The organism is Clostridium sp. AF15-41 (assembly GCF_003604095.1).
Classification (GTDB): Bacteria; Bacillota; Clostridia; order Lachnospirales; family Lachnospiraceae; genus Coprococcus.
In genome coordinates this window covers 192,965-219,064 of sequence record NZ_QTMQ01000003.1, presented here as the reverse complement: position 1 = coordinate 219,064, position 26,100 = coordinate 192,965, and the positions used below count along the sequence as shown (strand labels likewise).

Annotated in this window: 20 protein-coding genes; 16 read left to right on the top strand and 4 right to left on the bottom strand. The window is 41.7% G+C overall.

The window, feature by feature from the left end; all coding sequences use genetic code 11:
* Nucleotides 1-2 precede the first annotated feature (2 nt).
* Nucleotides 3-605 carry a TIGR04100 family radical SAM protein gene (locus DWW43_RS03635; protein WP_117785488.1) on the top strand — a complete coding sequence of 201 codons (603 nt, stop codon included), beginning with the start codon at nt 3-5 and terminating at the stop codon, nt 603-605.
* Nucleotides 606-735: 130 nt separating this feature from the next.
* On the opposite strand, the gene typA is transcribed toward DWW43_RS03635, so the two are convergent.
* Nucleotides 736-2,574, bottom strand: coding sequence for a translational GTPase TypA (gene typA / locus DWW43_RS03630; protein ID WP_008401819.1), 1,839 nt, complete (start codon nt 2,572-2,574; stop codon nt 736-738).
* Between the two features lie 215 nt (nt 2,575-2,789).
* On the opposite strand from typA, the gene DWW43_RS03625 reads away from it, so the two are divergent.
* From DWW43_RS03625 to DWW43_RS03615, 3 genes are all read left to right on the top strand, one after another.
* Entirely contained in the window at nt 2,790-4,097 is a 1,308-nt protein-coding gene (locus DWW43_RS03625; protein ID WP_119962747.1) for a Na+/H+ antiporter NhaC family protein, read from the top strand.
* 103 nt (nt 4,098-4,200) lie between these two features.
* Nucleotides 4,201-4,440: a hypothetical protein gene (locus tag DWW43_RS03620; protein ID WP_119962746.1), complete on the top strand. Its 240-nt coding sequence runs from the start codon at nt 4,201-4,203 to the stop codon at nt 4,438-4,440.
* 4 nt (nt 4,441-4,444) lie between these two features.
* Nucleotides 4,445-4,675, top strand: coding sequence for a hypothetical protein (locus DWW43_RS03615; RefSeq protein WP_119962745.1), 231 nt, complete (start codon nt 4,445-4,447; stop codon nt 4,673-4,675).
* Between the two features lie 292 nt (nt 4,676-4,967).
* Here the strand turns inward: DWW43_RS03615 and hslO are convergent, their stop codons facing one another.
* Nucleotides 4,968-5,843 carry an Hsp33 family molecular chaperone HslO gene (gene hslO / locus DWW43_RS03610; RefSeq protein ID WP_008401816.1) on the bottom strand — a complete coding sequence of 292 codons (876 nt, stop codon included), beginning with the start codon at nt 5,841-5,843 and terminating at the stop codon, nt 4,968-4,970.
* 172 nt (nt 5,844-6,015) lie between these two features.
* Entirely contained in the window at nt 6,016-6,789 is a 774-nt protein-coding gene (locus DWW43_RS03605) for a class I SAM-dependent methyltransferase (RefSeq protein WP_119962744.1), read from the bottom strand.
* A gap of 200 nt (nt 6,790-6,989) precedes the next feature.
* Between DWW43_RS03605 and DWW43_RS03600 the strand changes: the two genes are divergently transcribed.
* The 3 genes from DWW43_RS03600 (at nt 6,990) to DWW43_RS03590 (ending at nt 12,758) form a co-directional block, all read left to right on the top strand.
* Complete coding sequence (locus DWW43_RS03600; protein WP_008401814.1) at nt 6,990-7,937, top strand: magnesium transporter CorA family protein; 948 nt, start codon at nt 6,990-6,992, stop codon at nt 7,935-7,937.
* Nucleotides 7,938-8,568: 631 nt separating this feature from the next.
* Complete coding sequence (locus tag DWW43_RS03595) at nt 8,569-9,747, top strand: exonuclease SbcCD subunit D (RefSeq protein ID WP_119962743.1); 1,179 nt, start codon at nt 8,569-8,571, stop codon at nt 9,745-9,747.
* Nucleotides 9,748-9,749: 2 nt separating this feature from the next.
* Nucleotides 9,750-12,758 (top strand): SMC family ATPase, encoded by a 3,009-nt coding sequence (locus DWW43_RS03590; RefSeq protein ID WP_119962742.1) that lies wholly within the window; start codon nt 9,750-9,752, stop codon nt 12,756-12,758.
* Between the two features lie 68 nt (nt 12,759-12,826).
* Here the strand turns inward: DWW43_RS03590 and DWW43_RS03585 are convergent, their stop codons facing one another.
* The gene (locus DWW43_RS03585; RefSeq protein ID WP_117807334.1) at nt 12,827-14,011 is read right to left on the bottom strand and encodes a DUF4317 domain-containing protein; all 1,185 of its coding nucleotides are present in this window, start codon (nt 14,009-14,011) and stop codon (nt 12,827-12,829) included.
* A gap of 672 nt (nt 14,012-14,683) precedes the next feature.
* Between DWW43_RS03585 and DWW43_RS03580 the strand changes: the two genes are divergently transcribed.
* The 9 genes from DWW43_RS03580 to mraY all read left to right on the top strand — a co-directional run bounded on the left by DWW43_RS03580 (nt 14,684) and on the right by mraY (nt 26,088).
* Nucleotides 14,684-15,373, top strand: a complete 690-nt coding sequence (locus DWW43_RS03580; protein WP_117785483.1) for a response regulator transcription factor — start codon at nt 14,684-14,686, stop codon at nt 15,371-15,373.
* Between the two features lie 38 nt (nt 15,374-15,411).
* A complete protein-coding gene (locus DWW43_RS03575) occupies nt 15,412-18,123 on the top strand; it encodes a HAMP domain-containing sensor histidine kinase (RefSeq protein WP_119962741.1) in 2,712 nt (903 codons plus the stop codon).
* Nucleotides 18,124-18,260: 137 nt separating this feature from the next.
* Nucleotides 18,261-18,563 carry a transcriptional repressor gene (locus DWW43_RS03570; RefSeq protein WP_008402965.1) on the top strand — a complete coding sequence of 101 codons (303 nt, stop codon included), beginning with the start codon at nt 18,261-18,263 and terminating at the stop codon, nt 18,561-18,563.
* 475 nt (nt 18,564-19,038) lie between these two features.
* The gene (gene mraZ, locus DWW43_RS03565; RefSeq protein WP_021944496.1) at nt 19,039-19,485 is read left to right on the top strand and encodes a division/cell wall cluster transcriptional repressor MraZ; all 447 of its coding nucleotides are present in this window, start codon (nt 19,039-19,041) and stop codon (nt 19,483-19,485) included.
* A 17-nt stretch (nt 19,486-19,502) separates the two neighbouring features.
* On the top strand, nt 19,503-20,447 hold the full coding sequence (rsmH, locus tag DWW43_RS03560) for a 16S rRNA (cytosine(1402)-N(4))-methyltransferase RsmH (protein WP_008402967.1): 945 nt from the start codon (nt 19,503-19,505) through the stop codon (nt 20,445-20,447).
* A gap of 15 nt (nt 20,448-20,462) precedes the next feature.
* A complete protein-coding gene (locus tag DWW43_RS03555) occupies nt 20,463-21,029 on the top strand; it encodes a hypothetical protein (protein ID WP_008402968.1) in 567 nt (188 codons plus the stop codon).
* 76 nt (nt 21,030-21,105) lie between these two features.
* Nucleotides 21,106-23,238, top strand: coding sequence for a penicillin-binding protein 2 (locus DWW43_RS03550; protein WP_119962740.1), 2,133 nt, complete (start codon nt 21,106-21,108; stop codon nt 23,236-23,238).
* Nucleotides 23,239-23,327: 89 nt separating this feature from the next.
* Complete coding sequence (locus DWW43_RS03545) at nt 23,328-25,058, top strand: penicillin-binding transpeptidase domain-containing protein (protein ID WP_119962739.1); 1,731 nt, start codon at nt 23,328-23,330, stop codon at nt 25,056-25,058.
* A 70-nt stretch (nt 25,059-25,128) separates the two neighbouring features.
* A complete protein-coding gene (gene mraY, locus DWW43_RS03540; protein WP_192919799.1) occupies nt 25,129-26,088 on the top strand; it encodes a phospho-N-acetylmuramoyl-pentapeptide-transferase in 960 nt (319 codons plus the stop codon).
* The last annotated feature ends 12 nt before the right edge of the window (nt 26,089-26,100 follow it).

The window sequence follows — 26,100 nt, the reverse complement described above, 5'->3', positions numbered from 1 at the left end:
GTATGGAGATATTATATAAAGTTCATAATAATCTGTATGTAAATCTGACAAATAAATGCCCATGTGCATGTACATTCTGTCTCAGACAGAACATGGATCATGTTGGTGAATCAAAGAGTCTGTGGTTAGAGCGGGAACCATCAGCAGAAGAAGTGATTGCTGAATTTGCAAAATTCGATATGAGCCGGTTTAATGAGGTTGTGTTCTGTGGATTTGGAGAACCGACGGAAGCCTTTGAGGTGTTGAAGAAGGTTGCGGCATTTGTAAAGGAGACTTATCATATGCCGATACGTTTGAATACGAATGGGCTGGGAAATCTTGTAAATGGCAGAGATATCACACCGGAGATGGAAGGCCTGATCGACACGGTATCGATCAGCTTGAATACGCCGAATGCAGATCGGTATCATGAACTGGTCAGAAGTAAGTTTGGAGATAAATCCTTTGATGCGATGCTTGACTTTGCAAGAAGTTCTACAAAGTATGTACCAAATGTAGTTATGACGACTGTAGATACCACGATTACAAAAGAGGAAGAGGAAGAATGCCGGAGAATCTGTGATTCGATCGGTGCAAAATACAGAATCCGCCCATGGGAGGATTAATAAATCTGATAAGAAAAGCTCTGTATGAAAATACAGGGCTTTTCCTTGTTATCCTACAAATAAAAGACCGCAGGTAGCGATCAGGCTGCCTGCGGTCTTACTGTAATATTTATTATTATAACATAAATGCTTATTTATTTCCGGCATCTCTCTTAGCACGGAAACGAAGTGTAGGATCAAGGATCTTCTTACGGATACGGAAGCTCTTAGGCGTGATCTCAAGAAGCTCATCTGTATCGATGAAGTCAAGTGCCTGCTCCAGACTGAGTACCTTAGGAGGTGTCAGCTTTAATGCATCATCAGCACCGGAAGAACGGGTGTTGGTCAACTGTTTCTTCTTGCAGACATTTACTTCGATATCATCGGTACGTCCATTTTCACCGATAACCATTCCGGCATATACAGGTTCACCTGGTCCGATGAATAGTGTACCTCTTTCCTGTGCATTGAACAGACCATAAGTGATAGAAGTACCGGTTTCGTATGCGATCAGAGAACCCTGTGAACGATAGTTCATATCACCCTTATATGGGAGATATTCATCAAAGATCGTATTGATAACACCATTTCCCTTTGTAGCGGTCATGAAGTCACCACGGAAACCGATCAGTCCACGGGAAGGTACAAGGAACTCCAGTCTGGTTGTACCGTTTCCGGTAGGAGCCATACCCTGAAGCTCACCCTTTCTGGAATTTAACATATTAATAACTGTTCCGGTAAATTCATCCGGAACATCGATATATGCAATCTCAAATGGTTCAAGCTTCTTACCGCGTTCGTCTGTCTTATAGATAACTTCGGCTTTGCTGACTGCAAATTCATATCCTTCACGTCTCATGTTCTCAATCAGGACGGATAAGTGAAGTTCGCCACGACCGGATACCTTGAAAGCTTCTGTTGTCTCTGTTTCTTCTACACGGAGACTGACATCTGTATTTAATTCACGGAACAATCTGTCACGTAAATGTCTGGAGGTTACAAACTTTCCTTCCTTACCGGCGAAAGGAGAATCATTTACCATGAATGTCATGGAAATAGTTGGCTCTGAAATTTTCTGGAATGGGATTGGGTCCGGATTTTCAGGAGAACAGATCGTATCACCGATATTAACATCTGCAATACCGGAGATGGCTACGATCGATCCGATGTCTGCTTCATTTACTTCTACTTTATTCAGACCCTCGTAAACATAGAGCTTACCGATCTTAACCTTTAACATTCTGTCAGGGTCATGTTCATTTACAATAACAACAGGCTCATTTACAACGACCTTACCATTGTCAACCTTGCCAACACCGATACGGCCTACATATTCATTGTAGTCGATCGTGCTGATCAGAACCTGTGTACCTGCATCCGGATCACCGGTAGGAGCAGGAATATAATCAACGATGGTATCAAACAGTGGCTTCATATCTGTACCCGGTTCATCTGGATCAAGAGAAGCAACACCTGTCTTTGCTGATGCAAATACAAATGGGCAGTCAAGCTGATCGTCATTTGCATCCAATTCGATCAGAAGCTCAAGAACTTCATCTACAACCTCTTTAGGACGAGCTTCAGGACGGTCACATTTGTTTACACATACAATAACACTGAGGTTCAGTTCCAATGCTTTCTTCAGAACGAATTTGGTCTGTGGCATGGCACCTTCGAAAGCATCAACAACAAGAATAACACCATTTACCATCTTCAGGACACGTTCTACTTCACCGCCGAAATCAGCATGTCCCGGAGTGTCGATAATGTTGATCTTTGTCTTACCATAACGGACGGCAGTGTTCTTGGAAAGAATCGTGATACCACGTTCACGTTCAATATCATTTGAGTCCATGACACGTTCGGTAACTTCCTGATTATCACGGAATACACCACTCTGTTTCAAAAGTTCATCCACTAATGTTGTTTTGCCATGGTCAACATGGGCAATAATCGCAACATTTCTGATATCATCTCTGGTAATCTTCATTTTTTTCACTCTTTCTTTATGATATTAAAATTACTTACAATACAACGTTTACCATTCTAGCATACGAAAAAAAGCATTTCAATGGAAATGATAGCCGAAAATTACACCAAAATATTCGGTAAAATGCGCCGAACTGTACAAAAATATGTTATTATTAGAAAGTATGACAGGCGGGAACGGTTCCTGCTAAATAAGTGATTTGCAGAGGTATTAAAATGAATGAGAAAAAGGGCAGAGCGATCGCACTGTTGCCGATCGGTGTATTTCTGGTATTGTATCTGGGACTTGGGATTATATTTGAATATGTGATGAAAATTCCGATGGGCTTTTATAATGTGCCTATCATCGTGGCATTTCTTGCAGCTATTCTGGTCGCATGTATCCAGAACCGGGAATTGGTATTTGATAAGAAGCTTGAGATTATGGCACAGGGAGTTGGGGATAAGAATATTATAACGATGCTGTTGATCTTCCTGGCAGCGGGTTCGTTTGTCGGGGTAGTCGGAAGAAGCAGCGCAGAGAGTGTAGCATATTTTATGCTGACACTGATTCCGGCAAGATTTTCAGTAGCGGTTTTGTTTGTTGTTGCCTGCTTTGTATCAGTTGCTATGGGAACTTCAGTTGGAACGATCACATTGTTAACACCGATTGCTGTAGCAGTGTCGAGAGCGTCTGGCTTTGATATGGCATTTTGTGTTGCATCGGTTATGGGTGGAGCAATGTTTGGGGATAATCTTTCTTTTATCTCCGATACGACGATTGCGGCATGTAATGGACAGGGATGTGAGATGAAAGACAAATTCCGGGAGAATTTCTGGATCGCGTTTCCGGCAGCGGTTATAACGCTGATATTAATTCTTGTACTTTCATTTCAGACCGACATACAGGGTCAGGTCAGCCAGTCTTATAATCTGGTGCAGATCATACCGTATGTTCTGGTGTTGATCGGTGGAATTATAGGGCTGAATGTATTTATCGTATTACTTACGGGAATTGTATCCGGAGCATTTATTATGCTGATATGGGGACATACTGCACCTGTTGATCTTCTGACAAATATGGGCTCCGGTGTTTCCGGAATGTTTGAAACCTGTATGGTAGCAATATTAGTAGCGGCGTTATGTGCACTGATCCGGGAATATGGCGGTTTCGATGCACTTCTCAGTTGGATACACAGGATCTTTCGCGGAAAGAAAGGCGGACAGCTCGGAATGGGGTTGTTAGTCGGAACAATGGATATTGCAACTGCAAACAATACGGTAGCGATTGTTATGGCAAATCCGATTGCTGGAGAAATGGCACAGGAATATGGAATCTCTCCGAAGAAGACTGCCTCTTTGCTTGATACCTTTTCCTGTATCTTTCAAGGAATAATCCCATATGGTGCACAGATGTTAGTTGCAATTGCCGCGGTAGGAGAACTGGGTGATTCCATTTCTGCTTTTCAGATCATGCCGAAGCTTTTTTATCCGATGTTCTTGCTGCTGACATCACTCGTTACCATAATAAGAAGTGATAAATAAAAAACACAGTTGAGATTTAAAAAAAAGAATTATAATAATGATATTATAAAGAAAAATCGGTGTATGTACGGATAATTTATGATATACTACTAGAAAGGAAATTATGAATTTTACAGAGTTAGATAAGCCATTTGAACTAAAGTCTTATGATTTAAGTTCAAATGAGAAAGCTAAAATTGAGCATGAAATTAATACGAATTATAGCAAATATAATGGTCAAGAATATTGTGTGCATTATTCATATGGATTAGATAATAGAGCATATAGATATTATTTTGAAAATCACGGATTCAATAATTACAATATCTATTCAAAAAAGAAAATAAAGTCAAGAAAGAGGTGATTCTATGGAAGAATTAATCGGTAGATTAAATGCAATTCCAGATGCATATTATGAGTTTGTCGATAGTGTTATTGATTACGCCGAGAAAAAAGAAACACATTTATTTATATTAAATGATTACTTACAAAACAATCCAACTGCAACGCCATCTGATATATTAAAGTTTATTACATTTCAGCCGGATTTTTTCGATGATGATGAGGTGCATGTGAAGAGTGAGTTGCTTGTAGGGTAGGAAAAAACGGAATTAAATTCCATTTTCAGCATCAGCCGTCATGACTGGTGCTGTTTTTTACAATTTTTTTGCCAAAATGGAAAAAATTGCCACTTTGTTATACTTGTGGTAAGATGAACGTTAGGTAAAAAGCATCCAATTTAACTTTTACGCGACCTTGAAACATATTGATAATGTAACAAACAATTTTAATAGAGTGCAAGCGTTTTGCGTAATAATAGGTGTGCATATTCACATTACCGATAAACTCTTTTTGTAATATTCACATAGGAACAGATCAGCGTTTCCTGTTTTATTTGCCAAGCAACATATTTTCCAGTTCCTCCGGTGAGAAGGTGTAAGACGAGTTGCAGAACTGGCAGTTTACCTCGATCGGCTTATTGTCTGCGAGCAGATTTGCGATCTCTTTTTTACCGAGACTGATAACAGCCTGTGAGAAACGCTCCTTGCTGCAGTTGCAGTGCCATTTCGTAGGAATGGTATCGGTAACTTCTACATTATAGCCTTCAAAGATCTGCTTCACGATGTCAAGCGGTTCCATACCCTGGTCGAGGAGAGCGGTAATGGATGTGAATTCACCCAGACGTTTTTCCAGATCAGAGATCAGTTCCTCGGATGCAAATGGCATAAGCTGAATGATAAAGCCCCCGGCTTGTTTTACTGTGTTGTTCTTCTCCATCAGAACACCTAAAGCTACAGAAGTTGGAATCTGTTCTGAGGTTGCAAAATAATACGTCAGGTCTTCTGCAATCTCACCTGAAACAAGCTGGGTCTGACCGATATAAGGCTCTTTTAAACCGATATCCTTGATCACGGAGAGCACGCCCATATCAAGAGCTTTAGCAACATCCAGTTTTCCCTTATCATTTGCATGCAGGATAACCTCCGGATTGTTGACATAGCCTTTGACATTGCAGTGCGCATCAGCAGTCACTGTCAGTCCGCCGATCGGACCGCTGCACTGGATCTGGAGCGTTAGCAGATCGGAGTCATTCTTACATGCAGCCCCCATCAATGCACCTGCGGTCAGCAGACGACCGAGGGCAGCAGTAGCAACCGGACTGGTATTGTGAATACTTCTTGCTGTTTCAACGATTTCCTTTGTGGTGCCGGCAAAGAAACGAACCTGTCCATCTGCCGCCATACCTCTGATAATATAATCACTCATATGTTATTCCTCGTTCTTTCTATATATAACGTAAAATATTGCACTTTTAAGGTGCCTTTTTAAAAATAATACCTGCATTTATAAAGTGCTGATTAATAACAAAATAATACTTGTACTTATAAAAGTGGTGCTTAATAAAAAATTGATGACTAAAATCACTACGGGCAGGAGATCAGATATATAATTTGCCTTCGTGATGTTTTTCTCTGGCTATCACATAGACACGTTCACTGTCATCGGTTGCAGGAGTATGCGTAAATGCATCATACATGGCAAGAAGCTCCATACCTGCCTGTTCTACACAACGAATCATGTCCTCACAAGTCAGTCCGATCTGGTAATGGAATTCCTGTGTTTTTCGGTACAGGTTGTCCTCCTCTTTCAGAAACAGGCTGAGTGCAAGCTCGTTGACATTCTGTTCCTCATCATAATAATTATCCCAAATGAAGCTGACATCATCCCGATCCTCAGCAATCACTGAATCTGCAACGACATCCCGGAAATAGTGTTTGGTCTTAAAATCACAGATAAAGATACCCCCTGCTTCCAGATAATTATTTGCAAGAGAAAAAACGGTAGTGATCTGATCTGTATTTGACAGATAGTTGATGCTGTCACAGACGCATACAATGGCATTTACTGTTCCATATAATTCAAAGGAACTCATATCCTGCTGGAGATACATAATGGATGAGAAACCATTCGCAATCTTTTTTTCATTTGCAATCTCTAACATATCAGGAGATACATCAATTCCGATCATATCATAGCCTGCGGCTGCAAGTCCTTCCGTGATCGTTCCCGTTCCGCAACCAAGCTCGGCAACCAGACCTTCGGTGATATTGTATTCATGGAGCAGGCTGGTGATATAAGATATCCATTCGTCATAAGGAATGTTATCCATCAGCTCATCGTATACCTGCGCGAAGCTTGTATAGGCATCCATAGAAAAACCTCATTTCATAAAATCTCAATGCCATCATTATAAACATCTCCGAAAGGAAAAACAACCGTTTCTTTTGAAGCAGCTTTCTATTTGTTGCAGCAGACAGAATATAAAAAATAAGGTTTGAGATTGAACATGGCGGCCTTTTGTGCTAATATAAATTCGGTTAGAAATCCTTATATGGAAGTGGGTAGTTTGGCATGATAAAGTTCTATAGAACAGATCATAAGGTTTTGTCAGAGATAACAGAATATGAAGACAATATGTGGGTTTGTATGACGAAGCCTACAGTAGATGAGACCAAACTGATTGCAGAAGATTTTGAGATTGATCTGGCAGATGTCAGAGCTGCATTGGATGATGAGGAGAGCTCCCGTGTGGAGGTCGAAGATGGTTATACACTGATCCTTGTCGATATTCCATCGATCGAGATGAGAAATGAACGCGAAGCATATACAACTATTCCTTTGGGTATTATCCTCGTAAAGGACATTCTGATCACGGTATGCGCGGAGGATACGCCTGTTCTGGATGCATTTATTGAGTCAAAGGTAAAGGAATTCAGTACAAAGAAACGGATGCGCTTCATGTACCAGATTTTATATAGAAACTGCATGACCTATCAGTATTATCTGCGAGTTATGGATCGCAGAAGAAATCTGATCGAGCAACGGATCCAGGATGAGACAGAGGATGCGGATCTGATTGATCTTCACGAACTGGAATCTAACCTTGTATACTTTGCAACATCACTTCGTGCAAACGGAGTTGTATTAGATAAGCTAGCAAGATACAGCAGTATCAAGCAGTACCCGGAGGATCAGGAGCTTCTGGATGATGTTATGGTCGAGAACAAACAGGCTATCGAGATGACCGGAATCTATCGAGATATCATAAGCGGTACAAGAGAACTGATGACGACGATTATCAATAACCGCCTGAACAATATCATGAAGTTTTTAGCGGCTATCACCATCGTAATGGCGATCCCGACGATCATATCCGGTATCTATGGAATGAACGTATCAGGTAAGTGGATGCCTCTCGCAGAAACCCCATACGGCTTCTACATTGTATGTGGCATTATCGTTCTGATCTGTATTATCATAGCCCTAATCCTCAAGAAAAAGAAAATGTTCAAGATGTAAAAATAAATCCGTCAAGCAAATAAGCAGCGTGTCTGTGTACAGACAACGCTGTTTATTTATTTGACGGATAAACACACATAAGCATGAAGGACGATAGTCCGGAATGCGCATGTGTGAAGCGATTTCGAAAGTTCGAAGAATGGAGAAATCGTATTATTTTTACAGGTAGAGGGAGGGTGACACATAAGCATGAAGGACGATAGTCCGGAATGCGCATGTGTGAAGCGATTTCGAAAGTTCGAAGAATGGAGAAATCGTATTATTTTTACAGGTAGAGGGAGGGTGACACATAAGCATGAAGGACGATAGTCCGGAATGCGCATGTGTGAAGCGATTTCGAAAGTTCGAAGAATGGAGAAATCGTATTATTTTTACAGGTAGAGGGAGGGTGACACATAAGCATGAAGGACGATAGTCCGGAATGCGCATGTGTGAAGCGATTTCGAAAGTTCGAAGAATGTTGACCCTCTTGCCTCATAATGCTAAACTTAACTTATTTAAAAAACAACATTCATTTCAAAGACAGAAAGTTTCTATCCTTAGAACCGCTGCATGAAAACAGAGCGAGAGCGATTTGTGTAATAAGTTATTAAGGATAGAAACTTTCGTTCGGGGAACATGGAAAACATGTATGGGAAAGGAGACAACAACGATGAAGCTGTTTCATTTGTCGGATCTGCATATTGGCAAGATTGTAAATGGATATGAGATGTGGGAAGATCAGCGTTATGTGTTTGACCAGATTCTTGCATATGTAAGAGAAGAACAGCCGGATGCTGTGATGATTGCAGGAGATATCTATGACAAAGCAGTTCCATCCGCAAAAGCAGTAACAGAATTTGATGAATTTCTGACTGCGCTTGCAGACAGCGGAACGACCATCCTCATTATCAGTGGCAATCATGATTCGGCAGAACGTCTGGATTATGCCAGCAGTATCATGAAAAAGCAGAATATATATATGAAAGGAACCTATGGTGGAGAAGCCCTGAAGGTGACGATGCAGGATAAATGGGGAGATGTGAATTTTTATCTGATGCCGTTTGTAAAGCCGGCAAACGTAAAAAATACATTATCGGATTTACCAGAAGAACCGGAGAAAGAGTCAGCAGCTTTAACATATACAGAAGCCATGCAGCAGGCAGTTGCAGCCATGCAAGTTGATCCGGGGAAAAGGAATGTACTGATCGCCCATCAGAATGTGACAAACAGTGGAGTGAACCGGCGGTCGGATTCGGAGACAATATCGATCGGTGGACTGGATAATATCGACCGTACGGTATTTGATATATTTGACTATGTGGCACTTGGACATCTTCATTCTCCACAGCAGATCGGAAAGCCGGAGATTCGGTACTGTGGCACACCGGTTATCTATTCTATGTCGGAAGCCGACGATCAGAAATCTGTCACAGTGGTAGAGCTTGGAGAAAAAGGAAAGCTTTCGATCCGTGAATTGCCCCTGCATCAACTTCATGCGTGGTACAATTTTACGGGTACACTTGATGAAGCCATGAGCCGGGAAGCAAATGAAGATTATGCGAGAATTGTGCTAACGGATAAGGAAACGATCATTGATGTTCAGGCGAGACTTCGGACCGTGTATAAGAACCTGATGTCAGTAGAATTCCAGATGGCAGATGGCAGCAGACCGGAACAGGAACGGACACTTGAGGATGTGAAGAATCTTGCACCTGATGAGGCATTTGCGGATTTCTATAACAGAAAGATGAAACGGGAGCTGTCCGATGAAAATGCGGTTTATATCAGACAGTTGATCCGGGATTATTATGAACAGAGACAGGGGTGAAGATGATGCGGCCACTGGTACTTACAATGGAAGCGTTTGGAACGTATATAGAAAAAACGGAGATTGACTTTCGAAAATTTGGGAAACAGGGACTTTTTCTGATCTCGGGAGATACCGGATCGGGAAAGACAACGATATTTGACGGAATCATGTATGCCCTTTACGGAGAGACCAGCGCAGGAAGCGGGAAGAATAACACCGGACGAAACGGTGAAATGCTCCGAAGTGATTTTGCAGATCCAAAGCAGCTTACTTATGTAGAGCTGTTATTTGAAAGCGGCGGTCATGAATATAAGGTCTGGCGAAGTCCGGCGTATGAGAGACCGGGATACAAATCCATGAAGCAGGCAGAAGTGCGCTGGATGGAGGATGGACAGGAGACAGAGCTGAAAGCGGCAGATATTGATGGTAAGCGGACAGCAGGGGTGATCGGCAGGGTAAGAGAGGTGTTGGGACTTACGGCCGATCAGTTCCGACAGGTTGCGATGATCGCACAGGGAGATTTTAAGAAGCTGTTAGTTGCGGATACGAAGACCCGAAGCGATATCTTTAAGACGATATTTGATACGAAGATTTATGAATATATCCAGAACAGGATCGCACAGGACTGTAAAGAGGCAGAGGGGGTCTATACAGAGCTTGTTGCAAAGGTAGATCGTACGATAGAGGGAGTAGAGCTGCCGGATGAAACGGAGCTTTATAAAACAGGGCTTCAGGATCTGCCGGAGCATCTGGAAAATCGTCATCTGGCATTTGATGATATTCTGGAAGAGCTGCACAGCCTGAATCAGATCGAAGAAAAGCAGGCGAAAGATCTGCATCATCAGATTGAGAGTTATACACAGACCAATAACCAATATGACAACTGGTATACAGCAATCGAGAAAAATAAGAGAATCATTGGTCAGACCTATGATGGCTATGTGGCACATCTCGATGCATACAGACAGGTGAAGCAGGAATTTGTCAGTGCAGAAGCACAGAATCATAGTATGGAAGCACAGTCTACAGAACCGCTTATGCTGAGACAGGCGGAGCTTCAGAAACAGGCAGATTCTTTTGTGCGGTTAAATGAGATGGAGAAAGAACTGTTGCTTGTGGAGCAGGTATGCCATCAGGCAGGAAAGAAAAGACAGGATATTCTTGCAACAAAGAAGAAACTTCAGAAGCAGACCGAGGAGCTGGAACAGATCGTGAATCCGGGTGACACTTCACAGGTGAAGCTTGAGAAGGTTCAGACAGAAAAGAAGCAGATTGCAGAACGTATGCAGCGGTTACAGGAGCTTGAAAAAGAATGTCTGGAGATTGATCATCTGGAAATTAAGAAACAGCAGATGGTGGTTGATAATCGGAGTGCATTTGAGAAGCGGAATCAGGCAAATGCGAATTACGAGGAAGCTATCAGAAATCGGAATGATCAGATCTGTGGAGAACTGGCAGCGAACCTACAGGAGGGAACACCGTGTCCGGTCTGTGGAAGTAAGACACATCCGGAAAAAGCACATTGTGACGGAGCTGTTGTAACAGAAGAAATGGTAAAGAAACTCCGGGCTGCATTTGATCAGGCGGATGCTTCATTCAGACGAAAAGAAAATGAACTTGGAAGCCTGAATGGTCGTCTGGAAGAAAAACGGAATCAGACAACAGCAGCGGTTATGGAGATGGCAGCCTTTACCATACCGGATCAGACAGCACAGGCTGATGTTCTGATAGATGAGGTCAGAAAACTGCATGTAATCTGGGAGAAAAGGACAGAGGAAACAGAAGCCAGACTGCGGACACTTGAGAAAGAGCACAGAAGTTATCAGGAACATAAAAGGCAGCTTGGCGAGCTTCGTTTGCAGATAAAAGAACTGGAAGAAACGGAAGTGCGGGTAACAGAGGAATATCAGGAGGCAGACCGGAGTTACACGGCAAAGCAGGCAGCCGCGGCACAGATGCGACAGGAGATCCGGGGGGATGAGTCGGATATCCTGAAGCAACTGCAACAGGTGAGAAATGAGATTGCCGAGGTGAACCGGAAGAAGACAGAGGCAAGAGATACTTATAATAAACTTGCAAAGGAACTCTCTGCACTGGAAACAAATCTGAAACGTGATGCAGAAGATCAGAATATGCAATACAGACAGGAATGGCAGTTGGAGAAAGATGTTCTTTCTGCACTTGAAACGGACAGCGGGGAAATGAACACATCTGTAAATGACGAAAGTGTGATACAGAAGCTTCCTGACAGCAATCAAGAAAATGATTTTGCAGATGAACAGGAACTGGAAAAGCAGGCAGGTGGCTACGGAGAATGTTATACACATTTCTGTACGGCATCAACGGTTCTGCTTGAACAGATATCCGGGCAGATAGAACGCTCGATCCGGAAGAAAAACAGTGTTGCCATCAGGCATGATGCGATCGCGGAACGATTAGTTAAGAATAAGGCAGCATACAGCAAATTAAAGAAGGATTATGGAGCATATCTGAATATCTATAAGAGATACAGTAAGCTTCAGGATCTTTCACAGGCTGCACTTGGTAATTATAAGCTGGAAACCTATATACAGGAGGTCTATTTTGACCGCATTATAGACAGTGCGAATCACAGACTGCGCCAGATCGTATGCAACCAGTTTGAGCTGAAACGCGGACAGAAGACTGCAGGAAACAGAGGGCTTGATTTGTTCGTGCTGGATCATCGGACGGGAAAAGAAAGAGATGTCAAAACACTGTCCGGCGGGGAAGCATTTGTAGCATCTCTGTCTATGGCACTTGGACTTGCCGATATTGTATCTGCAAATGCGGCAGGTGTAAGAATTGATACATTATTTATCGATGAAGGCTTTGGCTCACTGGATTCTGATATTCTGGAGCAGGCATTAAATGTACTGGCTGAGTTGTCCGAGTCCGATCATCTGGTTGGTATCATATCTCATGTGGAAGAGCTGAAGCATCGTATCGACCGCCAGATCCTGGTTACTAAGGATCATCAGGGCGGCAGTCATGTGGAGATACAGGTGTAAAAAATATACCCCACTGATCATAGGAAGATATCTGCTTACAGGCATTTGTATGATCAGTGGGGCATTTTTTAATATTTTACAGGAATTCCGTTTACGGATACTTCATCTGTGATCTCGATTACGATACATTTCCGTCCATCGATCTCACGGGTCTCTACGAGATCGGCGCGGTCAGGATTGACCTTGATCACAACCTCCGGAGTCTTTACCTCAAATGATTTTGTACTGGCGATATTATTTGCATAGAGCTGTACTTTTCCCGGAGCCGGTGCAGGCAGCGTCTCTTCGGAACCTTCGGCAACCGGACGCTGGTTCACGGAAGCAGCAGCGGCGCGATCAAAGTTTGCATCAAAGGTCTGCAGTTTTTCTTCGGATACTCCCGAGGTTTCCAGAAGATTCTTTAATGAATTCCTGGATAAGGTCAGTGGTTCCGGACTATCCTTTTGTTCCTCGATCATTTCATTCAGATTCTCATGGATATTTCGTATCACTTCATAATCACAGTCCATTCCGAGTGTATCAGTGATGATCGTCTGGAACGCCTCTTTCTGATTACCGGCAGTTACAGGCATTCCCGTTCCGAGAATATAGCGGATAAATTCCTCATGGATTTCCTCCGGCTTCTTCGTATAGTAGAGGACATTATGGATATCGGCTGTCCGGTCGATAAATGCAGGGAACAGGAAACCGATATCGGGAACATCCACGATCCAGTCGCGGATACGGTTGTGGAAGGTGTTCTCCGAATCAAAATAACTAAGTCCTGCCTTTGACAGATTAACATGGCAGATACAGCACATGATGTATTCGTAGATCTCATCCGAGGCATCATCCATTGTCAGTCCGTCTGTGGTCTTTCCGGGTACGTCATATGTATCATGGATCAGCAGAATCAGATAGTTTCCGGTATAGTCATAATTCTCGATTACCTTATCATAGAACTGGTCGATCAGTTCATCATCCTCTAATTTGCTGTTGCGCAGCTTTAACAGAAATTCCTGCGTACCGCCGTCAAATTCCGAATCTGTGGGAAACGGCATCGTGATCAGATTCTTTCCGATCGAGCCGGACAAGTTCTTCTTAAAAATCTCAAAATATTTAAAAGCTTCCTCCTCCGGCAGAGAGAGAAACGCTTCCTTCATTGTCGCAATTTTACGTCTGTCACCATCCACATAGCAGCCACAGATCTTATCGATCGAACAGGTAGCCTGCGCAAACTGATGCCGGATTTCCAGAACCTCTTTCTTTGTCATATGTATCAAACTCCTTTATAAAAAACTTTAATAGTGCATTATGTGTTTTATGCATTCTATGCATTTGAAAAATCTTAAATAAGCCTAATAAGTGTATCACCTAAAAAAAACAAAGACAAGAATTGACATCTATAACTTTTAATATTTTACAAAGTTAGCAATTAAATTATGATTGGAAAAAGAAGAATATATTTAATAGACAGGAGACAGATAAAAAGCAGCAAATATATATTTTATGAAGAAAAATGTTTTAGAAATAGTATATTAAAAATGAAAGAGATATTACTATTATGTAGTAAGCCTTATCCGAGGCCGGTACTTAGACAGCGTATTTTGCTGTCTTATGTACCGCTGCATCGAGGATACGAGCGGAAGCGTCTTACGGAATAATATGTAATAATCTTTTTCATTTTAATTCAGGGACATATCAAACATTTTTCGCAATAGATATATAATAGATATATATTTGCTGCTTTCTATCGTCCTCACATCTTAATAAATCTTAAGGATATCCCAAATTGTATCTTAATGGTAGAAAGCCTTACAATGATACCGTCAAAGAAAGATATGGAAAATATCAGCGGTTTGCTGTATCCTAAAAAGGAATGCGTGGTGCGCACACGTACCGGAAAGATACAGACAACGATTATATTTTCAGACGAGGAGAGAAAAATGTATAATATATTAATTTGCGATGATGAGAAAGATATCGTATCAGCTTTAAAGATTTACCTGAAAACATCCGGCTACAATATTTATGAAGCTTACAACGGAAAAGAAGCGTTAGAGCAGATCAAAGAGCATGACATCCATTTGGTGTTAATGGATATCATGATGCCGGAGATGGATGGGATCACAGCGATGTTAAAGATCCGCGAGGAGACGAATCTGCCGGTTATCCTTCTGACCGCAAAGAGTGAAGATACAGATAAGATCCTTGGACTGGAAGTGGGTGCAGATGATTACATTACCAAGCCGTTTAATCCGGTAGAGGTGATCGCCAGAGTGAAATCGCAGCTTCGAAGATATATGCAGCTTGGAAGCGGACAGATCAAGAAAGATGCGATCGTGATCGGGGGAATTGAGCTGAATGATAATTCCAAGCAGGTTACGGTCGATGGCGAACTGGTCAGTCTGACACCGACAGAATATGATATTTTAAGACTTCTGATGGAACATCCGGGACAGGTATTTTCACCGAGAGATATTTACAAGGAAGTCTGGAAAGAAACACCGCTTGGAGCCGAAGGTTCGGTAGCTGTCCATATCCGTCATTTGCGTGAAAAGATAGAGATCAATCCCGGAGAACCAAGATATATCAAGGTGATCTGGGGCAGAGGTTATAAGATGGAATATCAGTAAACCTCTATACAGTCTGACAGGAATGGAGAATGTGAAACATGAATAAGTTAAAAAATAACAATCCCTTTAAATTACTGATTTATACGTTATTTTTTATCACCTGCAGCGTTGGATTTATATTGGGTTATGTACTGCTTGATATGTATGAAGCCGGAATATTTCAGGGCAGATCGGAATCGGAGCTGCGGGCAGAACTGGAAGCGGATTATCAGAGCGAGATGTTGACTACCTGTGTGAATCGTGGTGCCGAGTATATTAGAAATACTCTGGATATCAGTTACAGTGATGATGAATGGGGAGACTATGAATACGATCCCGATGCTTTGCAGAAAAAGGATATGAATCATGATAATGTTGTCGATGCAAGTGATTTTCTGATGCTGTTATCGGAAAAGAAAAATGCATTTGATAAATATGATCGTACCTATGAAGAGGATTTGGAGAAAACATATGGATATGCGAAAACAGATCTGTATGTGAGTGTTGGTGATGATTGGGATTCTTCAAAAACGGGTGAATCTAATTCCGTTATGCTGGCACAGACAGATAATTTGCCGGAAAAAGCATTAGTATATGGAGTTTTAGGAGAGGAAGCAGTTGTCAGTACAACGATTGGTATTCCTACCGGAAAGATCCTGAGCTATGATACCTATAAGGAAGCACAGAGTATCGGTGTGGAAAAAGAAGGAAACAATTATGATTATGTTAACATGCGTATGCCGGATGAAGCAGCTCTTTCCAGGTCAGAGGTGTCTGATGATTATGGAATTGATCTGAGTGATCTGGAGGAATATACCACAGATGCGGAAGCAGAGACGGAAGCCGAAACCAAGAATTCAGGAATATCGGAAGAGTCTGCAACATCAGAAGATTCTACAACAATGGAGGAGGAAATAGAGAGTTCCGGTTCATACAATACGCCGGAGGGAGTAACGATTTCTTATAATAGAAATCAGATAACGATCACAGCAAACGGAACGACAAAGCAGTACGAGTATTATGCGGAGGATGATATGTATTATCCGATCATAAAAGATGGATATACCGTAATCGTTGGCAATTATGCAGGAGACGATATTACGATATATGCTTCCGGTAATTTATATATCGACGGCACATCTGATGTTTCTTCCCGTATGAATAAGAGCCTGCAGGCAATCAGTAAAGCAGCCGGGGAAAAGAACAGACTTCTGATCTTCTTTGGATTTGATTTTGTCTTGTGTATCATATTCATGATCACAAGTATGGTATTATCAGGAAAAGATGGTGTTGTAAGAAAAGCAGAAAAGGTTCCGGTTGAAATTATATTGGCTGGAATAGTCGTTTTGGTAAGTCTGTTGATTGCTTTTGCACAGAATATATGTTATTCCTTATCATATGCTTATTATAGTTACAGCGATACAGACCGGCTTCATTATTTTATTGATAGCAGTATTACAGGACATGATATTGAGACTATTGTATGTCTGATCGGTTTGGGTTGTATCTGTACGGTCGGACTTTTACTGATCAACAATCTGATCGCAAGAGTCAAACAGTCGAATCTGCTTAATACATCATGGGTTGTCAGACTGGGTCGTAAGTTGTTTGGAAAATCGGGAAAGATAACCGCATTTTTTCGGTATGTATTCAGCAGGATTCCATTTATAATAAAAGCGATCCTTTTGTATATCGTAATTACGATCGTTGAAATTATAGTGGCATTGCTTGTTTTTAATGCTGTATATATAAATGAAGCTGGATTTATTGTATTAATGCTGTTGAAGATCATCTGTGCAATTGCCTATATGGGATTTGTCTGTATGATGCAGGAGCTTTTCATGGGTGGAGACCAGCTTGCAAAGGGCGAGTACGGTCACAAGGTAAATACAAGATTCATGTTTGGAAAGTTCAAAGAACATGGCGAGAATCTGAATCATATCAATGAAGGTGTCCAGCTTGCGGTAGATGACCGGATGAAAAGTGAACGGATGAAGACGGAGCTTATCACGAATGTATCGCATGATATCAAGACACCGCTTACTTCTATTATTAACTATGTCGATCTGCTTCAGAAGGAGGATATCGAAAAAGAACCTGGGGCTTCTTATATAGAAGTAATAGCAAGGCAGTCAGCAAGGTTAAAAAAACTGATCGTGGATCTTGTAGATGCTTCTAAGGCATCGACCGGAAATGTAAAGGTAGAGCTTGTAAACATGGATGCGAATATGATCGCAGAACAGGCATCCGGTGAATATATTGACAAATTGATGCAGAAGAATATCACGCTGGTAACGAATCTCGCAAAGAATCGTGCAGGGATCGAAGCAGATGGCAGACACCTCTGGAGAGTATTTGATAATCTGTTAAATAATGCATTCAAATATACAATGCCGGGGACTCGGTTATATGTAAATACTTATATAACCGATGAAGATGGATCGGTGATCCGTGATCTTAAAAAGAGTATCAAAGAGCCTGCAAAGGTATGCATAGAGTTCAAGAACATATCAGAAGCACCGCTGAATATTTCAAGTGATGAACTGATGGAACGCTTTGTAAGAGGTGACAGTTCCAGAAATACAGAGGGAAGCGGACTCGGTTTATCCATTACAAGAAGCCTGTGTCAGCTTCAACATGCGGATTTTAACATCGTGATCGATGGAGATCTGTTTAAGGCTGTGATTACATTTGCATACTGTAAAGAACCACAGGAAGATCAGGATGTGGATCAGACAGAAGCTGCAGAAGCCATGGATATTGAACAGTAGTCACCGGGATTTGAAAAAAACAGTTATTTGTTCACAAAATATATAAATAATTATTGACAACTAACGAATGTTAGAATATACTAACCAACATAAGAACGTAGTAGTTATATTTATTGATATAAAAATGGAGGAATAAAATGATTGTTCAGGAAATCCGTAATGACAATGTGTTTGGTTATGTAAGATATCAGGGAGAACCAAACCGGAAGGATGCAGTGATCGAGAAGCTTAGAAAACAGGGATTTCGCATTACAAAACAGAGATGCATTCTGTTAGATATTATTCTGGATGAAGATTGTTCTTCTTGTAAGGAAATATATTACAAGGCTGTCAAGAGAGATGACAGTATAGGAATCGCAACGGTATACAGGATGGTGAACACACTGGAAGACATCGGTGTGATCAGCAGAAAGAATATGTACAAAGTTGCGTGTTTCTAAAAATGGGATCATCCTCCACCGGAACGTACACTCAGGTGTAAAAACACATACAAACATACAAATGGGACATCCACAATGGCGTGGATGTCCTTTTTTGTGTATCGTAGTTCTGTAGTTGCCCCTGCAGCCTCCTGTATAATAAGCCTGACTTGCTAAGTTTCTATTCGACTCGCACGCCGATTTGTCAGCAGTCGCCCTAACTCACCCTTATGGGTTCAAACAAGGGCTTGGTGCTGACAGCTAGTGCAAGTCTCATAAACGAAACTACGCAAATGTCAATACTTATTATACAGGAGATTGCAGGGGCAACTACGAAACTACGATGCACAAAAAATTAAGGCAGCTACAAATGTGAAAATTTCATATTTGTGGTTGCTTTTTTTAGTTAAGTAGTATAGAATTACCCTATAAGTGGAGTGAAGTGGTGGATTAGTGCCATAAAGTGGAGGAAATGAGTCGAAAGAAGGTGGAATGAGTGTCCAAGTGTTTAACAGGTGAATATGAACACAGATTAGATACCAAAGGGCGACTTATCATGCCATCCAAGCTTAGAGAGGAACTCGGCTGCACCTTCATGATCACAAAAGGTCTGGACAATTGTCTGTACGTTTATCCGAATGATGAATGGCAGCAGTTTGCGGACAAGCTGAACCAGCTCCCGATGACGAATAAGAGTGCGAGACAGTTCAAGCGTTTCTTCAACTCAGGAGCGGTAAAGTGCGAAACGGATGCACAGGGTCGAGTGATCATTCCACAGACACTTCGTACATTTGCCAATATCGAAAAAGATGTTGTCATCATAGGTAACGGAGAAAAAGCAGAAATCTGGAATAAGGAAGCATGGGATGAGATCAATAATGAAGAATCCCTGAATATGGATGAGATTGCAGACAAGCTGGACGAACTGGATTTCAGAATATAAGGACAGAAGTGGTAGTTATGGAATTTAAACATACATCGGTTTTACTGGATGAAACCATTGAAAATTTGAATATCAAACCGAATGGTGTTTATATGGATGGAACCCTTGGGGGAGCCGGACATTCGAGAGAAATAGCGAAAAGACTTGGATCGGATGGACATCTGATCGGCATCGATCAGGATGGTGAGGCGATCGCGACAGCGAAAGAACGACTGGCAGAGTACGGTGATCGTATCACAGTCGTAAGAGATAACTATCAGAATTTTAAAAGCATACTAGACGAGCTAAATATAAGTCAGGTGGACGGGATACTGCTGGATCTCGGCGTATCTTCATATCAACTCGATAATGCGGATAGAGGATTCACATATCGGGTTGATGCTCCCCTTGATATGCGTATGGATGATCGCCAGACAAAGACTGCGAAGGATATCGTAAATGGATATACCGAGCAGGAGCTCTTTCATATACTTAAGGAATATGGCGAAGAACGATTTGCAAAAAGCATTGCATATCATATTGTGAAATATCGTGAGAATAAAGAGATAGAAACGACAGAAGAATTAAACGATATCATCCGTGGATCGATTCCCGCAAAAGTAAGAAATGCTCAGGGACATCCTTCAAAGCAGACATTTCAGGCGATTCGCATCGAATTGAATCATGAGCTTGAAGTACTGACGAATTCCATTGATGGAATGATCGACTGTTTAAAACCGGGCGGAAGATTATGTATCATCACATTCCATTCGTTAGAAGACAGGATTGTGAAAAATGCATTTCGTAAAAATGAAAACCCGTGCATTTGTCCACCGAATTTTCCGGTGTGCACATGCGGAAGAAAATCAAAAGGAAAAGTGATAACAAGAAAACCGATTCTTCCAACAGAAGAAGAAATGGAAATAAATTCAAGATCCAAAAGTGCAAAACTCAGGGTGTTTGAAAAAGGTATGAATATATAAAAGGGGTGTTTTAAAATGTCAGAAAGACGGAATCACTACTACATAGACGGAAGTACGGTTCGAAAGCTGGATTATTCAGCAGAACCGGTCAGAAGAGAATATGAACCTGTAAGGAAAACTGAGATGCCGGAACGTCATCCTGCCGGAAGAAGACCGGAGAGACAGACAGCAGCACCTGCAAGAAAGCAGATGCCACAGAGAAAGAAACAGGTAAGAACAAAACAGGCACCGGCTGTCAGACAGAGAGACAGAAGATGGGTAGATGAATTAAGGCATGGACTGTTCTTGACATTTGCGGTAATATGTGCAGTAGGATTATGTTTTATTGTACTGAAATTATCTGCAGATGTAAAAGAAAGCAAGAAAGAGGTTACAAGCCTTCAGAGCCAGCTGAATGAACAGCTGAATGCAAATGCAGAATACAGCTCAGGTCTGGACAGCATGACAGATCTGGATGAAATATATAAGATCGCTACAACAGAACTTGGTATGACATATTCAAAGCCGGGACAAACTGTTTATTATTCACAAAACAGCGATGATTATGTTGTACAGTACAAGAACATTCCTGAGACTAAATAAGCCTCAGGAAATTTTGCGTTATGCAGGAGCAGGAAGAACAGCATAACAGAAAAATATTTTATAAAGGTGGAACTATATGTCAATAAAAGGAAAACAGTTCTTAAAAAGAATGAAGACAAGACTGCTTATCATTTTTTTCGCGGCAGTAATATTCTTTGCGGTATTAGTTGCAAGAGTTATTTATATCAGTGTTGCAAAAGGTCAGGAGTATCAGGAGGAAGTGCTGGATCAGAAATCTTATGATAGTCTTGATATACCATTTGAACGGGGAGATATCGTAGACCGAAACGGAAATGTTCTTGCAACAAGCGAGAAGGTATATAATCTTATACTTGAGCCAAAAAATATTCTGCGGACAGAAGCAGGCAAGAAAGCAACAAAGGCTGCGCTGATAAAATATTTCAACATGGAAGAATCGAAGTTCGATGAGTGTATGCAGAATACGGATTCCTTTTACAGTGTCGCCATGAAGGGACTTGCTTATACAGATGTGAAAGCCTTTCAGGAATTTTGCAGTACAAAAGACGGCGCAGATGTGATCGGTGTGCGCTTTGAAGAGGAATATAAAAGAAAATATCCAAATGGCAGTCTTGCCTGCCATTTGCTTGGTTATACAGTAAGCGGAAATGTCGGACAGGGTGGAATCGAAGGCTACTATAACAGCTATCTGAATGGCGTAAACGGTAAGACCTACGGATATCTGACAAATGATAATACCGTAGAATCGGTTACGGTGCCCGCGCAGAATGGATATACGGTAGTATCGACTATCGATCTGAATATTCAGAAGATCATTGAAGATAATATAGAAGAATACATGAAAACGACCGGCGCAAAGAAGATCGGTGTTATTGCGATGGATCCGGATACAGCAGAGGTTCTCGGTATGAGTACATCTTACAGCTATGATCCGAATGAGCCGATGGATACAGATGCGCTTCGTAATATGAAAGTTACTGTTACAGAGAGTACAGAGGCTGCGACGGAAGACAGCAGTGAAGAAGGATCTTCTGAGGACACTACAGATGCAACAACGGAAGAACCGAAAGATCCGGAAAAGATCACATATGATTTTTCATCCATGACAGATGATGAATTTAAGAAGACGATCGATGATCTGACAAGTGATCAGACATATGAAGCATTAGATGCTGTCTGGAGAAATTACTGTATCAGTGATATCTTAGAGCCGGGTTCTACATTTAAACCGTTTACGATTGCAGGAGCGATTGAAGATGGTGTGGTCAAAGACGGAGATACATTTTATTGTAAGGGTTACGAGATCGTAGCGGATGGTACAGATCCGATCTATTGTCATAACCGAACCGGTGACGGTACACTTACATTAAAGCAGGCATTAGAACAGTCCTGTAACGTGGCATTAATGCAGATTGCAAAGTCAGAAGGAAAAGAAACCTTTTCCAAGTATCAGGATATATTTAATTTTGGAAGCCAGACAGGTATCGATCTTTCCGGTGAGGGAAGCGGACTTGTATATTCGGAAGAAAATCTGAATCCGGTTGAGCTTGCTACTTCATCCTTTGGACAGGGTATCAATGTAACAATGATCCAGATGGCAGCGGCCTTTTGTTCATTGATCAACGGTGGTAATTATTATACACCTCATACGGTCAGACAGATTGTAGATGAGGATGGAAGCATCATAGAGAACAATGAACCGGAACTTGTTCGTAAGACAATATCAAAGAGCACATCGAATCTGATGAAGCAGTATATGGCTGGCGTAGTTACTGAGGGTACCGGTTCCAGAGCAGCGGTTGAAGGCTATACGATCGGCGGTAAGACAGGTACAGCAGAAAAGATCCCGAGAAATAAGGGAAATTATGTATTATCATTTATAGGATTTTCACCTGTAGAGAATCCACAGATCATGCTCTATGTAGCAGTAGATGAGCCGGATGTAGAGAGCCAGTCTACATCAGGTGCCGGAGCACTTTTATTTCATGCAATCATGGAAGATCTGCTTCCATACATGAATGTATATCAGAGCAGTGATGAAGATGTAACCTATAATGGTAAAGATGAACCGATCAGTTCTCCATTTGAAGGTGATGTAGAAGATTCGACAGGAGAAGCTTCTTCTACAGAAGAAAGTACAGCAGAAGACGATACCACAGAGGGTGATACAACAGCATCATCCGAGGACACAACAGAGGGTACGACAGAAGCCAAGGTTACAGATGAATAAAAATGGAAATATCCGGGACATTATCGCCGGTGGCATATTTGTCCGGGAAAAGTAATAAGATATAAGGATAAACAAACGCGGCGGTCAGCATGAAGCTATATAGTTTTAACCGACGTAAGATATATTTTATGTGTATCGCACTGGTAATGGCAGCGGTATTGCTGATGGGAAGACTCGCATATCTGATGGTTGCAAAAGCAGACTATTATGACAGCGCAGCGACACAACTTCACGAAAGAGAGCGAAGCATCAAGGCGCCGAGAGGAAAGATATATGACAGAAATGGCAACATTCTGGCTGATAACAAGGCAGTCTGTTCTGTATCTGTTATCCACAGCCAGATTGAAGATGAGGAAGAAGTTATCCGTGTCTTAAATGAACATCTGGATAAGGCTGAAGCGGATATCCGCAAAAAGGTGAAAAAGGTTTCATCGAGAGAATTGATAGCAGCCAATATAGATAAAACAACCGGAGATGCCATAAGAGAACTGAATGTTGCCGGAATTAAGGTTGACGAGGACTATAAAAGGTATTATCCTTATGGAAGTCTTGCTTCCAAGGTCCTTGGATTCACAGGATCTGACAATCAGGGTATTGTCGGTCTTGAGGTATGGTATAATGCGATATTGGCAGGAGAAGATGGCAGCATCCGTACAGTAACGGATGCAAAAGGAATCGAATTACCAAATGTAAAGGAAACGAGAGTAAGTCCTGTACCGGGAGATAATCTGGTACTTTCAATGGACTTGACAATACAAAAATATGCAACACAGGCAGCGCTTGCTGTTATGGAAGAAAAGCAGGCAAAACGTGTGGCGATGATTATCATGAATCCGAAAAATGGCGAGATATATGCCATGGTTGATGTTCCGGAGTATGATCTGAACCATCCGTTTCAGTTAAATACAGGGATTGACGGTTATGAGAGTATGACGGAAGCGCAGAAGATGGATGCGCTGAATAATATGTGGCGTAATTTTACAGTCAGTGATACTTATGAACCGGGATCGACATTTAAGATTGTAACAGCGACGGCGGCATTGGAGGCAGGAACAGTGTCCTTATCCGATACCTTTTACTGTCCGGGATATAAGATCGTAGAGGATCGACGGATTCGATGTCATAAGACGACGGGGCATGGTTCGGAAGACTTCCGGCATGCACTGATGAATTCCTGTAATCCGGCATTTATGACGATCGGGGAACGAACAGGAGCCACGAATCTGTATCAGACCTATCAGAAGCTTGGCTTGTTTCAGAAAACCGGGATTGATCTTCCGGGTGAGGCAAATTCCATTATGCATAAGCTTTCCGATATCGGGCCGGTGGAACTGGCAACAATGTCATTCGGACAATCGATTCAGATATCACCGATCCAGTTTGTGACAGCAGCAGCTACTGTTATAAATGGTGGAAATAAGATTACACCGCATATCGGTATGAAGGTGACGGATGCAGATAATCAGGTGACAACAAATCTGGAATATCCGGTCACAGAACAGGCAGTCAGCAGTGAAACATCAGCATTGATGCGGGATCTGTTGGAATCGGTAGTAGCGGAAGGCGGTGGAAGTAAAGCCCAGGTTGAAGGCTACAGGATCGGTGGCAAGACAGCAACCAGTGAGAAATATCCCAGAGGAACGGGAAAATACATATCATCGTTCATAGGTTTTGCACCGGCGTATGATCCGCAGATAATGGCATTTGTTATGATCGATGAACCGATGGGCATATATTATGGCGGTACTATTGCAGCTCCGGTTGTACAGGAAGTTTTTTCCAATATTCTGCCATACTTGGGAATACAGAAGGAAGAATAAGAAAGTTACCTCATACATGAGGAAAAAATATAGCCGTTTCATAAAAAATGGCAGGTAAGGAGTACAAAAAATGAACTTGGATTTTTCAATTATTTTACCGATACTTATAGCATTTGGAATCAGTGTGGTGTTAAGCCCGATCGTAATTCCGTTTTTAAAGAAACTGAAATTTGGACAGTTTGTACGAGATGATGGCCCGGAAACGCATTTGAAGAAGTCAGGAACCCCGACGATGGGTGGTTTGATCATTCTGCTCAGTTTGGTGATCACCTCGTTATTTTATATGAAAGATTATCCGGATATTCTGCCGGTGTTATTTGTAACACTTGGTTTTGGATTGATTGGATTTCTCGATGACTACATTAAGGTAGTGATGAAACGTTCCATGGGGCTTCGTGCTTGGCAGAAGATGTTGGGACAGTTCGTTGTAACTGCCATATTTGCATATTATATTGAGAAATATACCGAGATCAACAATGAGATCATTATTCCGTTTATCGGGAAGACAGTTGTTCTTAATAAGTGGTTTTACATCGTATTACTGTTCTTTGTAGTACTTGGAACTGTAAACGGAGCAAATTTTACAGACGGATTAGATGGTCTTGCATCATCTGTAACAGCGCTGATCGCTACATTCTTTACAGTTGTTGCAATCGGAACCGGTTCAGGACTTGCGCCGATCTCCTGTGCAGCTACGGGAAGTTTATTAGGATTCCTTGTTTATAACGTATACCCGGCAAGAGTGTTCATGGGTGATACCGGCTCACTTGCGCTTGGAGGATTTGTAGCATCGATCGCATATATGCTTAAGATGCCGTTATTTATTCTGATCGTGGCATTCATTTATTTTATAGAAGTATTATCGGTTATCATTCAGGTAGTTTCATTCAAGCTGACCGGAAAACGAGTGTTCAAAATGGCACCGATTCATCATCATTTTGAGCTTTCCGGATGGCCTGAGACAAAGGTTGTATCAATATTTGCGATAGTAACAGCTGTGCTTTGTGTTGTAGGTTTACTGGCTGTTTAATACGGAGGATAT

Bases quoted from the DNA above. Each gene is read 5' to 3' on its own strand.
- DWW43_RS03635 (WP_117785488.1), top strand. From the start codon at position 3: ATGGAGATATTATATAAAGTTCATAATAATCTGTATGTAAATCTGACA.
- typA (WP_008401819.1), bottom strand. From the start codon at position 2,574: ATGAAGATTACCAGAGATGATATCAGAAATGTTGCGATTATTGCCCAT.
- DWW43_RS03625 (WP_119962747.1), top strand. From the start codon at position 2,790: ATGAATGAGAAAAAGGGCAGAGCGATCGCACTGTTGCCGATCGGTGTA.
- DWW43_RS03620 (WP_119962746.1), top strand. From the start codon at position 4,201: ATGAATTTTACAGAGTTAGATAAGCCATTTGAACTAAAGTCTTATGAT.
- DWW43_RS03615 (WP_119962745.1), top strand. From the start codon at position 4,445: ATGGAAGAATTAATCGGTAGATTAAATGCAATTCCAGATGCATATTAT.
- hslO (WP_008401816.1), bottom strand. From the start codon at position 5,843: ATGAGTGATTATATTATCAGAGGTATGGCGGCAGATGGACAGGTTCGT.
- DWW43_RS03605 (WP_119962744.1), bottom strand. From the start codon at position 6,789: ATGGATGCCTATACAAGCTTCGCGCAGGTATACGATGAGCTGATGGAT.
- DWW43_RS03600 (WP_008401814.1), top strand. From the start codon at position 6,990: ATGATAAAGTTCTATAGAACAGATCATAAGGTTTTGTCAGAGATAACA.
- DWW43_RS03595 (WP_119962743.1), top strand. From the start codon at position 8,569: ATGGGAAAGGAGACAACAACGATGAAGCTGTTTCATTTGTCGGATCTG.
- DWW43_RS03590 (WP_119962742.1), top strand. From the start codon at position 9,750: ATGATGCGGCCACTGGTACTTACAATGGAAGCGTTTGGAACGTATATA.
- DWW43_RS03585 (WP_117807334.1), bottom strand. From the start codon at position 14,011: ATGACAAAGAAAGAGGTTCTGGAAATCCGGCATCAGTTTGCGCAGGCT.
- DWW43_RS03580 (WP_117785483.1), top strand. From the start codon at position 14,684: ATGTATAATATATTAATTTGCGATGATGAGAAAGATATCGTATCAGCT.
- DWW43_RS03575 (WP_119962741.1), top strand. From the start codon at position 15,412: ATGAATAAGTTAAAAAATAACAATCCCTTTAAATTACTGATTTATACG.
- DWW43_RS03570 (WP_008402965.1), top strand. From the start codon at position 18,261: ATGATTGTTCAGGAAATCCGTAATGACAATGTGTTTGGTTATGTAAGA.
- rsmH (WP_008402967.1), top strand. From the start codon at position 19,503: ATGGAATTTAAACATACATCGGTTTTACTGGATGAAACCATTGAAAAT.
- DWW43_RS03555 (WP_008402968.1), top strand. From the start codon at position 20,463: ATGTCAGAAAGACGGAATCACTACTACATAGACGGAAGTACGGTTCGA.
- DWW43_RS03550 (WP_119962740.1), top strand. From the start codon at position 21,106: ATGTCAATAAAAGGAAAACAGTTCTTAAAAAGAATGAAGACAAGACTG.
- DWW43_RS03545 (WP_119962739.1), top strand. From the start codon at position 23,328: ATGAAGCTATATAGTTTTAACCGACGTAAGATATATTTTATGTGTATC.
- mraY (WP_192919799.1), top strand. From the start codon at position 25,129: ATGAACTTGGATTTTTCAATTATTTTACCGATACTTATAGCATTTGGA.